We start from the raw sequence: 11,786 nt of genomic DNA on the forward strand, positions 1-11,786 counted from the left end.
AATGCTAAATTGTTTTACTCAGGAAGAACGCCCGTGTAGCACTCTTCGCTCATCTTGATCACAGCGCTCTCATCGAAAAGGAGAGATTCGGCGCGACCGAAGAATTTGGGCACTTCTGTTCCGATGTAGAACTGTGAAGACAGAACCTTACCATTATAGTAGGCAGCTTCCAGATTATCGGAAATGATTTTTGCGCGGTCAGCGCCTTTGGCGTCGCCCACGAGGGCTTTCAGCTTGGGCTGTGCAATAGTAAGCGCCCAGAGATGAACCCATCCCATGGCGACAACATACATTGCCTGCTGAAGAGGAGTGGCATGCATGAAAAGATTCATGAACTTGCCGCCGGCCATCTGCCCTTTCAGGAACTCGATGACTTCATCAAGCTTTTTGATAGACCGTTCTACCAGGTCGATATACTTGTCATCAACAATGCCCTTGGCTTTGCTGAGAGTATCGTTGACCCGCTTTCTCCACGTGGTGTAATTGAACTGCTCTTTGTTCATGAGGATCTTCCTCATGGTGAGGTCCATGGACTGGATACCATTGGATCCTTCCCAGATGGGGAGAATCTTTGAATCCCTCATGTATTTCTCTACAGGGTAGTCAGCACAGTATCCGTATCCGCCGTATACCTGAACTGCCTCGGAGGTAATATCAACACCCTTGTCCGTGCAGCCGGCTTTACAGATAGGAGTCAGTATCTCAACAAGTCCCGTTGCTTCCTTGGCAGCGTCGCTGTTCTTGTCCAGCATGCGCTCGGCCAGGTCGATGTTGTTGAACATGTAATAGATAAGCATCCGCTGTCCTTCCAGGTGCGACTTCATCCAGAGGAGCATTCTCTTAACATCGGGATGGTTCACGATGGTAACGCCTTTTGCCTCGGGATTGAGCATCTGTGTTACGTGAACGCCCTGTACCCTGTTTTTGGCATAGGTTACGGCGTGCATGTATGCAACAGAAGCATTGGACTGTCCCTGAAGGGCAACACCCATACGGGCGAAGTTCATCATGCGGAACATGATCTTCATACCCTGTCTTTCTTCTCCCAGGAGATAACCGACGCATTTACCGTTATCGCCGAAGGAAAGCTGTGATGTTGATGTTCCGGGAATACCCATTTTGTGCTCGATACCGGCGCACCATACATCGTTTCTGTCTCCCAGGGATCCGTCATCTTTGACAAAAAACTTGGGAACGATGAAGATGGAGATACCTTTTGTTCCTGGAGGGTCTCCTTCGATACGGGCAAGAACGGGGTGAATCATATTTTTATAATAGTCGTTTTCACCGGAAGAGATGAATATTTTTGTACCGGTGATGAGGTATGTTCCATCGGCCTGTTTAACAGCCTTGGTTTTCAGGGCTCCAACGTCGGAACCGGCATCGGGCTCGGTAAGACACATGGTACCGCCCCATGTCCCTTCCATCATGGGACCGATGTATTTATCCTTCTGCTCCTGGGTGCCGAAAACTTCGATCAACTCCATGGAACCGTGTGTAAGACCGGGATACATGATGAGCGGGTAGTTTCCTGCCATGAGTACTTCATTACATGCTGCACCCATGATTGCGGGCATGCCCATACCGCCTACGTGGGGATCGTCGGCAAGGCCCATGAAACCGGCTTCATAATACGCATTAAGAGCAGGCTTGTAGCACTTCGGAATGGCTACTTCTTTTGTCTGCGGGTCATAATGACATCCGCCTTCTGCGTCACCCTCTTTAGCCGTGGGGAATAACTTCTCAACGGCGATCTGCTCAGCAAGATCGAGAGTTGCTTCAAAGGTATCTTTGTCAAAATCGGCATAACGCTCGTGCTTAGCCAGTTTTTCCAGTTCCAGCAATTCAAAAAGCACAAAACGCACATCACGAGTGTCAACTAAAGGATTTAATGCCATAAAGGTCCTCCTGTTTAAAGTTTGTGTAAATCCCAATTAGATAAGCTTTATTATTTCAGCACTTTATAAAACGATAAAAGTACTGACGAGAGTTATAGCAAGGTTATTTATGCCTTTTATTCTCCCTAATTTTACGATGTTTATATGCATACCTTATTTTTCAAGCAAAATTAATTTTTTTAGCCGGCAGGACCGATTATTTACAGCTCCGATGAGTTCCACTTGGCTGCAAGCGTTTTTAAAGATCACCGCAGTGGCGCAGGGACACGGAGAAAGCACAGAGGAAGAAGGGCGGGGATATTTGTCAGCTCATGCCATCAACTGTTTATGCTATTTGCAAACGAACATCGGCACACATTTTAAAAGATTAAAAAGACATCTTTCGTGGTTGCATTTTTTACCTTTTCTTGATCAAAGAGTTGTTAATATAATTCATATGTTTTGGAAAAAAATAAAATCCTTGAAATTATAGCTGTTGACTGTTTATATTCCCGGAAACTTAACAAAAGCGGAGCGACCATGAGCAGCACAAAATACTGGATAGCCCTGGAACAGGCGCAGGGAATGGGACCGGCTCATCTCAGGGAGATATTTTCAACACTGAAAGAGCTGAATCTCTCTATTGTGGACCTTTTTGACCTGACTGAAGCTGAAATCCGCGGGGAATTTACCTTTTCTGATAAAATCATTGAGTCCATTATGCGGGCGAAGGAACTGGTGAGTCAGATCGAAGAAGACTACTTTTCACTCCTTGATGCCGGAATCAGCATCGTGCCTTTTTTTGCCGCCGAGTATCCCAGCCGATTCTTCGATACCATGGGAAACGCTTTCCCTCCAATCCTCTATACCGTGGGCGACAAGGCCATCCTGCAGGAAAAAAGTATCGCCATCCTGGGCGACAAAAACGTGAGCGAGAAAGGGGAAATGATCGCCTATGGTGCTGCACGGGAACTTGCACGGCATCATATTGTCACCGTAAGCGGTTTCGCCGGCGGCGTCGGCATGATTGCGCATCGTTCCGCCATAGAAAACGGCGGCAAGACCATCGCCATTGTCCCTTACGGCATCCTCCATCTCAAGGTTCCGCCCTTTATCCAGGAAGTTGTAAATCCCGACCGTATCATTTTTATATCCCCCTTCTACCCTACGACAGAAGTGAACAAGTTCAATGCTTTTATAAGAAATAAAATCGTATGCGGCCTGTCCCATGCCGTCTATATAGTGGAAGCACCGGTGGAGGGAGGTATTTTCGAAGCGGCAAAATCGGCTCAGAAGCTGGGCATCCCGCTTTACACAACGAAATACGCCGAGTATCCCGAAAACGCGGCGGGCAACCCGAAAATTCTCGACGAGATGGGTGGTCTGGCCATCCAGAGGAAAAAGGAAAGCGAACGGCTGGAGCCCAACATGGATCAGATCATGGCCCACGCCAAATTTGAGTGATCGTTCAGGCCGTCAGGACTTCTTTTTTTCCGGTTCCGGTTCGGGGATTTTTGCGCGCAGTTTTTCCCTGGTGAGGGTAAATCCGAATTTGATAAATTCGGGATAAAACACCACCTTTAACGGATGGGGATCATCGGAATAGGACCGGAGAACCCTCAGGACGAGATTGATTCCCAGGCCGGCTCCTTCCTTTAATTCATCATCGTCATTGACAAAACTGTTTTCTTTCGCAGGACTCATTCCCAGCTTTTTGATGATCTGCTGCTTCTCCACGGCCGTGATATTCTGGCTGTTGGTGACCCATATCTCGATGGCGTCAATCGTTGACTGAAAGGTGATGGTGATATAACGGTCATCCTGGCGCGCCAGTTGAAAAAGATTCGAATTGCCGTTCTCATCTATTTCATCCCTGAATCTTTCCAGGAAGACATGGTAATTCTTCTCGGCGGTGATACCCTCGGGAGCGGTAACATGCTTCTCGAACAGAAGCTTATAATTGGCTTTACTGGCGTTGATAGCCATCTCCTTGAGGCACACAAACAGATCACTGGTAAACATCTGCAGTTCCTGGCGCGTGAGCAGGAGGGTAATGATTTTCCTGATGAGCTCCCCTGTTTCCCTTTCAAGGTCATAAAGGCGGAGAACCACGCGCCACTCCAGGTCAGCGATGCTCATGGCCGAGGTGACATCAGTCAACTCTTTGATGATCTCTTTGACGGATACCTTCTCCCTCAAATCGACAAAACGTATCTTTTTAAGAAAGTTGATCTCCCGTTCATAGAATGGGTCGAGAAAAAACATGCCGAGATCCCTGTCATAGGACCATTTATGCTTCCGCAGGAGGTTGAGGAACTCGTCACGGCCCCAGATCGCCAGGTCACGGTTGTAAAAACGCTCACCCTCGTGCAGCAGCATACAGGCAAAAAGGTTCACTATTTCCTCTTCCGTGGGAAAATAGCTGATGAGTGTATTTGCCGCGGTCTGGCGCGGAACAGGCATTGTGGATGAGAATCCCGCGGCCCTGTTCAGGTTGAAGTTGGAATCCACCAGCTCACCCAGGTAATTCACCTGCTGGGTATTGAGGGAGTTGTTAATTATCTGACGGAAAAATTTTCTTATTTCTGCACTCATATCTTTTTCTATTTAAATTATTTATCGGCCATTCCACATTCAGAAACAGTAATAATATTCTACCCTATCTTCCATACTAATTTAAATACATTTTTTATGCCGATACAAAAAAAATTTCCTGGATAGTATCCGTTGAAGGCAATTTCTTTTTCCTGCACCCGGAAGCAACGACTTTTTTGAGGATATTTCCGGCGCAAAAGAGGCTGTCACACGTAACCATGGGACAGCCTCTTAAAAAAATATTAAATCACATGCCATGCATGAATTCTGTGCAGGTTTACAGCCCAGGCAGTCTGAAAATTTTCTTCTTCTTGCTGAGTTTATAATACAACCCCCAGGCCTGTTTCATCCAGTGACCAATAATGGGAAGGGGCAGCATAAATTCCCTTTTCTCATCGCGGTAAACAATACTGGCGCCATTCCCGCTGTCCATGATACAGAGAATATTCAGGTGATTTTTATATCCCCGCCTGGCCGGGCTCTGCTTTTCCATGGATTCAATGTTAAAGACGGCTGTTTTTGCCATGACCTCGGCAATGTGTCCCTGCTTGGCTCTCCATTCCGGTCCTTCAAGGGCCGCAACGTCGCCTATGGCGAAAACATTGGGCCGGCCCTCCACCTGGCAGTGATCGTCTATCCTGATAAATCCCGAATCAGAAAGGGGCAAATCCGACTCCCGCAATACGGCATGCCCGTCACCGGCGGGAATGAACATGGTGAAATCACTCTCCAGCCTGGAATCATCTTCAAAGACAACCCCATCAGCAACAAACTCTTTTATTTTTTTACCATAATGCTTCCTGATGTCCAGCTTGTTCAGATAGACATCGGTCATCTTCAGTGCCTTTTGCCCCATCCTGGCGCCCGGTTGAGCCATGGGCGCGAAAAATGTCAGTTCAAAATTTTTCCTCACGCCTTTTCTTTTTAGCAGATTATGTATATTGAATAAGACTTCAAAGGCAGGGCCCCCGCGTACCGTGGAAGTATCCCGTGGATTCCCGGCAAAGCCAATGGCAATTTTCCCGCTCTTTTTTTGAAGCAGGGAATCAATTTTATCCTTTATGGCCAGCGCCTCATCGGGCTCTCCGCAGATTGAAAGAAAATGTTCACGGCCTTTCGGTTTCAGTTTATGCGACCCCATGGCCACCACCAGGTAATCGTAACTCAGTTCCCGGTTCCGCAGATAAACTTTCTGATTTTTCGCCTCGATTTTCCTGACCTCATCGTGAATAAAGGTGAATTTATGAATTCTGCTCAATTCCTCCAGGGATATTTTTGCCTTTTCAGGCTTCATTGCTCCCGTGGGTATCCATATTGAGATGGGATACATGTACAGGTAATCCCTGTCCGATACCAGGGTCACATCAAATCCCCCTTTCTTTAAAAAGATGCCTGCCTCTACCCCGGCAAAACCGCCGCCCAGAATTAAAACACTTTTCATCACTCCTCCTCGGGAAAGATATTTGCATAATAACAGAATAATACCGATCCATATTTATTAGATTATTTAATATTTTATAAAATACTTAATTATCATATCATTTTCTATAAAAATAATTGAATGATTGCATTTTTTAAACAAATTTCTGCAAAAAAAGTTAAAAAATGCTGGAATGAAATAATGACTCCAACGATCTTATCAGCATCGAAGGAATATAATCATGAAAAAAATCCTTTTTGTAATTGCCGCCCTGCTACTTGCGGCCCTTTCAACCTATACCTGGTTCAACAGCCCTCCCCCCCTCATGCATGATGAGGCCTTCCTGGTAAAACCGGGAGAATCCCTGCACAGTGTAGGCGTTCACCTGAAGGAACAGAATCTCATCAGGAGCGTTCCCTTTTTCAAGGCCGCCTCATATATTACCATGCAGCGTCATATCAGGACGGGAAAATATAAGATCTATAAAGATATGACTACCATGGAAATATTCCGCAAACTGGCGAGTGGAGAAATAATAACCAGAAAAGTGACTATACCCGAGGGCTTCAACCTGTACCAGATTGCCGAACGACTCGATGAGAATGATATTACCGGCGAGGGGAAATTCCTCTATGCGGCCTTTGACGGCTCTTTCCTGCAATCCATCGGCATCAGGTCCCTTTCGGCCGAGGGATATCTCTTTCCCGACACCTATGTCTTCCCCGAAGACTGTGACGCCCGCGATGTCATTATCATGATGCACAAAAGAATGCAAAGCGTTCTGAAAGAACTGGGAGCCCGCGGGGACGGAGGTATGTCCGTTCATGAAATTCTGACCCTGGCCTCCCTGGTGGAAGAAGAGGCGCAGGTCCCTTCGGAGCGGCCCTATATAGCATCGGTCTTCCATAACCGGCTGGCAAGAGACTGGCGGATGGACTGTGATCCCACGGTCCGGTACGCCGTGAAAAAATTCACCGGCTCCATCACCCTCCGCGACCTGGAAACCGATTCCCCGTACAATACCTACAAAGTGAAAGGCCTGCCTCCCACGCCCATCACTTCCCCGGGACGAGATGCCATAAAAGCAACGGTAAAACCCATGAAGACTTCTTACTTGTTTTTCGTGGCCCGCAATGACGGATCACATTATTTTTCCAAAACGCTGCGTGAACACAACAAGGCGGTACTCTATTATCAGCGAGGAGAAAAGGTGGATTTCAGGGACAACCAGAAGTTGTAACGAACTCAGGAAAGACCGCGTTATAAGTATTTGACTCTTTCCGAATTGTTGGGAAATTACACTGAAAATTAGAGTTTGGTAAAATTTTTAAAGATAATCACGCAAAGGCGCCAAGACGCAAAGAGATATCTGAAATATAGTCATTCATTTATTATTTGATATGGTAATTGCATATGGAGTAAAGTAAGGCAAAAATAATATATGACTTTGCGTCTCTGCGACTTTGCGCGAATTCTTAATAGTTTTCGCTTGGGTCGAGTTAATAAAAAACGAGAGGCCGCATCATGAATCAGCAGGAGCACGGCATTCGGGGCAGAGTTCGTCTTTTACCGTAACAACACCGGCCGTACAGGTGTGTACGATTTCCTCCCTCCAGGGCATTTCTTTCCCGCAGTTTTTGCAGTATCGTTTTATCGTGATGGCCATAACTTCTATTTTATCTGATCAGTTCCTTCCAGCCGGTGCCGCAGCATGCGCAGGTCCTCCTGGAGCCAGCTCATGTGCTGCAAAAGAAGATGCCTGATATCCTCATCGGCCTCGCTCAGGGGAAGTCCGCTTTTTTTCTCATACTCATAGAGACGATGGGAAACCTGGGTCTCCCACTCACCCTTGATCCTGTCCACATACTCCACTATTTTTTCAAGTTCCTTTCCGCTCATGACGACCCCCTTTGTGAACAAGATAATAACGATGGACGATATCATAATGATAGTCAAATCCATGAGGCGAGTCAAGCGGAACTATTCTTATTTCTTTCCGCAAGGATATGAAGCAAGCGAAGCCCCATATTAGAACTGGATAATCCGTCATTCAGGCCTGGGAAGCAAACTTTTCTTGCCGGGACAAGCTGAGGAAGCAGAGATCAGAGGGTCAGAGCCTTTTTTTCATAAAAGGCTCTGACCCTCTGCTGTGTATCCTCAAATTTTGTTCATAACCGATATCGCTCCTTCGTGTAATAGATGACCACAAGAAACAACACAAGGAGCATATCGCCATGCCAAGACAAACCAGAAATATTGCCCAGGGGAATACCCATCACTGTTTTACCCGCTGCCACGGAAAAAGAGACCTGATGAAAAGCAGCCACGTACGCAAATACCTTATCGAGGCCGTTAAAAAATGCCAGGAAAAATATGATTTTGAGCTTATCGCTGCCGAACCCTTGACAAATCATATCCATCTTGTCATCCGCACCCTGGAGGACAAGGAAACCGTATCGCGGATCATGCAGTATGTCAAGGCGCGTATCGCCGAGATGTACAATCGGTCTACGGGAACCACCGGCCCTTTTTGGAATGAAAGATTTGGTTCCACTGTGATTGAGGAAGCGGATGATCCCGAGCAGTACCTGTTGTGGCTTTTATGGTACATTGGGTATAACCCGGTGCGCAAGAAGCTCGTGCGTGATCCCCGGCAAGCCGATGTGGGGTTTATCAATGTTTATCTCATAGAAAATTTTGAAGCTCCGGTGAAAATAACACGACATGCTTTTTTCAACCGGCTAGGCGATACTTTTTCAGCCTGCGTGGAGAAATTTCTCAAATATGAGGAGGCATATCGGAAACGCATGATACCGATTTTTTAAAAAAGGTTACAGGAGGGTCAGAGCCCGGCTTAGCTTTATGAGCCTGCCATGAGTTTACCTGAAAAAAGACAGGCTGTGGATAGTCACATCCATCAGTCTTCGGGCTCCAGGGTCACACGGAACTTCATTCCCTTCAGGCCCGTGTCGCGGCGGATACCGCCCATGATGAGATCAAAGAGTGAATCTATGTTCTCCACGGGCCTGGTCTTGTCGTCGGGACAGCCGTACATGAGCCAGCGCGTGACGATGAACTCCACGGTGCCGAGAATCACACTGCGCACAAAGTGGGGATCGATATCCTTTTTGAATTCACCGGTATTCTTGCCCTCTTCGATGATATCGATAATGATGGTGTAATACTCTCGCAGGTACTGGTAAATTTCCGTTTCCATGAACTTGCGGTTCGTCTTCAGGATCATGAGGGATATGGCGGCGAAATCGGCGTTTTCCTGGTAGTATTTCAGGAGATGGTAGATGACGCTGCGCAGCTTCCCTGTCTGGTCCCGGACATATTCCAGGTGGTCGTCAAGGATGCTTTTGCTGTGACGGATATTGTCCTCGGGTATGGAAAAGAGCAGCTCTTCCTTCGAGGAAAAATATTCATAGATGGTGGCGTCGGACACGCCGGCCTGTTTTGATACGTCGGAGATTGTGGCGTTCTGAAAGTCCTTCCGGGAGAAGACCACCTCGGCGGCCCGTATGATCTGTTCCCGGCGATTCTCCTTTTTTGTCCTGGTCGGTGATTTTTTCGCGGTCATTTTTTTCATCCTTTCATGGCATGGAGCCCTTTTCGTGTCCGGAGTTGCAGGGCAAAGACCCCGGCGCTCACATATCCTGCACGCTCTTTAAAAATCCCATGATAGTGTGCATCATGGGGTCAGAGCCGTCAATTAAGATTCCACGGCATGGTCATTAAAAGAAGTTTTTCTTAACATCATTTGTTTTTAAGCATTTTTTTAATAGTTATTATATATTTATAAAGCATTTTTCTTATATGCTATATGTTTTTTTATTTTTTTTAACATGCATAATCGTTTTTTGCTTGGAATTTATACAGGCTTTATAAAATATGATAGCAGATTTAATTACGTCGTCAATTTTATGTATATATCAGGAGTTACTCATGGCCAGCCTTCTTGTTGATAAACGCGATATTGAATTTCTTCTTTATGAGCAGTTCGAAATACTGAAGCTCACGGAAAAACCCCTTTTCAGCCATCTGTCGAAGAGCGAGTTCGATATGGTCCTGGAACAGGGCCTGCGCTTCGCCGAAAACGAACTGGCCCCCGTGAACCAGGACGGGGACCGCATCGGCGCGAAGTGGGATAACGGGAAAGTAACGGTGCCGCCGTCGTTTCACCGGCCCATTAAGCTCTTTGCCGAGCAGGGCTGGGTATCCTGCGCCGACGACCTTGAGGCGGGGGGACAGGGCCTGCCCATGGCACTTTTTACCGCCGTGAACGAAATGTTCCATGCCGCCAACACGGCCCTGAACCTGTACACAGGCCTGGTCCACGGCGCCGGCAAGCTCATCGAACTCTTCGGTACGGACAGCCAGAAGGAACGCTACCTGGAACGTCTCTACACCTACCAGTGGTCCGGCTCCATGTGCCTCACAGAACCGGGCGCCGGGAGCGACCTGGCCCAGATCACTACCAAGGCCGTAAAAATGCCCGATGGCCGCTATAAAATTTCAGGCCAGAAAATTTTCATAACGGCAGGCGATCACGACCTCACGGACAACATCATCCATCCAGTCCTGGCCCGTATCGAAGGGGACCCCGAAGGCATCAGGGGCATTTCAATTTTTATCGTGCCCAAGTACCGCCTCGATGAGAAAGGCGAAACCGGGGAGTTCAACGACGTGGTGTGCGCCGGGATCGAGCACAAGATGGGGATAAAGGGCTCGGCCACGTGCCAGCTCTCCTTCGGCGACAACGGCGACTGTATCGGCGAACTGCTGGGAAATCCCGGCCAGGGCATCATGATCATGTTCCACATGATGAATGAGGAGCGCCTCAACGTGGGAGTACAGTCCCTGGCGCTCTCTTCAACCTCGTATCTCCACGCCCTGAAATACGCCCGGGAGCGCCTCCAGGGAACGGACATACGCCAGAAGGGTCAGAGCACGAAGCTCATGCCCATCATCGGCCATCCCGACATCCGCCGGGGTCTCCTGTGGATGAAATCTTATATAGAAGGGATCAGGGCCCTGAACTATTACACAGCCCTGTGCATAGACCTGCGGAATGCCGAAGAAGACGAGGCGCTGAAAAAAGCGGCCGGGGTCCTGGTGGAATTTCTCACGCCGGTATGCAAGGCCTATTCCAGCGACATGGCATGGCGGATATGCTCCGAGGCCATCCAGGTTTTCGGCGGATACGGCTACTGCGGCGATTATCCCGTAGAGCAGTTCGCCCGGGACACCAAGATCACCTCGCTCTACGAGGGAACCAACGGCATCCAGGCCATTGACCTCCTGCACCGGAAAATGAGCATGGACAAGGGACGGGCCTTCGCCTATCTCATCAGCCGCATCGAAGAGACCATCAGCGACGCATCAAAGGACAGCGAGCTGGTCTCCCTGGCGGAAACAGTGCGGAAAGCAAAAGATGTACTCCTCGAGACGGCAGATCACTTTAAAAGCATGATCGGTGACGGCAAAATACCCGAGGCCTTCACCAATGCCGTGCCCTTTCTTGATATCATGGGCGACACCATCCTGGGATGGATGCACCTGTGGCAGGTCACTATCGCCCGGAAAAAACTGGAATCCCTATTCACTTCAAAAGGCGCCGGGACACCGCAGGAACAGAGTACAGTTATAAGCGAAAACGCCGAAGCGGCCTTTTATTCGGGGAAAATACATTCGGCCCGCTTTTTCATCAACAAGATACTTCCCATCCAGGAGGGAAAAGCCGTGGCTTTGCGGAACGACGATATATCTCCCCTGGAAATTCAAGACCTGGCCTTTGGCCAGGAACACAAACAATAAAAATAAAAAAGATTATTACATGACTGAAAAAAAAATCAGGGGAAACAGGGTATGGGGAAAATACAAAGAACGTA

Annotated in this window: 10 protein-coding genes; 5 read left to right on the top strand and 5 right to left on the bottom strand. The window is 47.9% G+C overall.

The window, feature by feature from the left end:
- Positions 1–14: 14 nt before the first annotated feature.
- Complete coding sequence (locus CVV44_13930; GenBank protein PKL37447.1) at positions 15–1,898, bottom strand: acyl-CoA dehydrogenase; 1,884 nt, start codon at positions 1,896–1,898, stop codon at positions 15–17.
- A 109-nt stretch (positions 1,899–2,007) separates the two neighbouring features.
- On the opposite strand from CVV44_13930, the gene CVV44_13935 reads away from it, so the two are divergent.
- Both CVV44_13935 and CVV44_13940 read left to right on the top strand, forming a co-directional pair.
- Positions 2,008–2,370, top strand: coding sequence for a hypothetical protein (locus tag CVV44_13935; protein ID PKL37448.1), 363 nt, complete (start codon positions 2,008–2,010; stop codon positions 2,368–2,370).
- Positions 2,371–2,417: 47 nt separating this feature from the next.
- Entirely contained in the window at positions 2,418–3,341 is a 924-nt protein-coding gene (locus tag CVV44_13940; protein ID PKL37449.1) for a hypothetical protein, read from the top strand.
- A gap of 12 nt (positions 3,342–3,353) precedes the next feature.
- Here the strand turns inward: CVV44_13940 and CVV44_13945 are convergent, their stop codons facing one another.
- Positions 3,354–4,472, bottom strand: a complete 1,119-nt coding sequence (locus tag CVV44_13945; protein PKL37450.1) for a hypothetical protein — start codon at positions 4,470–4,472, stop codon at positions 3,354–3,356.
- A 277-nt stretch (positions 4,473–4,749) separates the two neighbouring features.
- Complete coding sequence (locus CVV44_13950) at positions 4,750–5,913, bottom strand: sulfide:quinone reductase (GenBank protein ID PKL37451.1); 1,164 nt, start codon at positions 5,911–5,913, stop codon at positions 4,750–4,752.
- Positions 5,914–6,133: 220 nt separating this feature from the next.
- Between CVV44_13950 and CVV44_13955 the strand changes: the two genes are divergently transcribed.
- Entirely contained in the window at positions 6,134–7,132 is a 999-nt protein-coding gene (locus CVV44_13955) for an endolytic transglycosylase MltG (GenBank protein ID PKL37452.1), read from the top strand.
- Positions 7,133–7,563: 431 nt separating this feature from the next.
- Here the strand turns inward: CVV44_13955 and CVV44_13960 are convergent, their stop codons facing one another.
- The gene (locus CVV44_13960) at positions 7,564–7,791 is read right to left on the bottom strand and encodes a hypothetical protein (GenBank protein PKL37453.1); all 228 of its coding nucleotides are present in this window, start codon (positions 7,789–7,791) and stop codon (positions 7,564–7,566) included.
- Positions 7,792–8,126: 335 nt separating this feature from the next.
- Between CVV44_13960 and CVV44_13965 the strand changes: the two genes are divergently transcribed.
- Positions 8,127–8,717, top strand: coding sequence for a hypothetical protein (locus CVV44_13965; protein PKL37454.1), 591 nt, complete (start codon positions 8,127–8,129; stop codon positions 8,715–8,717).
- 92 nt (positions 8,718–8,809) lie between these two features.
- Here CVV44_13965 and CVV44_13970 read toward each other — a convergent pair whose 3' ends face one another.
- Positions 8,810–9,484, bottom strand: coding sequence for a TetR/AcrR family transcriptional regulator (locus CVV44_13970; protein PKL37455.1), 675 nt, complete (start codon positions 9,482–9,484; stop codon positions 8,810–8,812).
- Positions 9,485–9,786: 302 nt separating this feature from the next.
- Here CVV44_13970 and CVV44_13975 point away from each other — a divergent pair, with 302 nt between their 5' ends.
- Positions 9,787–11,712: an acyl-CoA dehydrogenase gene (locus tag CVV44_13975; protein PKL37456.1), complete on the top strand. Its 1,926-nt coding sequence runs from the start codon at positions 9,787–9,789 to the stop codon at positions 11,710–11,712.
- The last annotated feature ends 74 nt before the right edge of the window (positions 11,713–11,786 follow it).

It is taken from the genome of Spirochaetae bacterium HGW-Spirochaetae-1 (assembly GCA_002839375.1).
GTDB lineage: Bacteria > Spirochaetota > UBA4802 > UBA4802 > UBA5550 > PGXY01.

Bases quoted from the DNA above. Each gene is read 5' to 3' on its own strand.
- CVV44_13955 (PKL37452.1), top strand. From the start codon at position 6,134: ATGAAAAAAATCCTTTTTGTAATTGCCGCCCTGCTACTTGCGGCCCTT.
- CVV44_13945 (PKL37450.1), bottom strand. From the start codon at position 4,472: ATGAGTGCAGAAATAAGAAAATTTTTCCGTCAGATAATTAACAACTCC.
- CVV44_13935 (PKL37448.1), top strand. From the start codon at position 2,008: ATGCCTTTTATTCTCCCTAATTTTACGATGTTTATATGCATACCTTAT.
- CVV44_13965 (PKL37454.1), top strand. From the start codon at position 8,127: ATGCCAAGACAAACCAGAAATATTGCCCAGGGGAATACCCATCACTGT.
- CVV44_13940 (PKL37449.1), top strand. From the start codon at position 2,418: ATGAGCAGCACAAAATACTGGATAGCCCTGGAACAGGCGCAGGGAATG.
- CVV44_13970 (PKL37455.1), bottom strand. From the start codon at position 9,484: ATGAAAAAAATGACCGCGAAAAAATCACCGACCAGGACAAAAAAGGAG.
- CVV44_13950 (PKL37451.1), bottom strand. From the start codon at position 5,913: ATGAAAAGTGTTTTAATTCTGGGCGGCGGTTTTGCCGGGGTAGAGGCA.
- CVV44_13930 (PKL37447.1), bottom strand. From the start codon at position 1,898: ATGGCATTAAATCCTTTAGTTGACACTCGTGATGTGCGTTTTGTGCTT.
- CVV44_13960 (PKL37453.1), bottom strand. From the start codon at position 7,791: ATGAGCGGAAAGGAACTTGAAAAAATAGTGGAGTATGTGGACAGGATC.
- CVV44_13975 (PKL37456.1), top strand. From the start codon at position 9,787: ATGATAGCAGATTTAATTACGTCGTCAATTTTATGTATATATCAGGAG.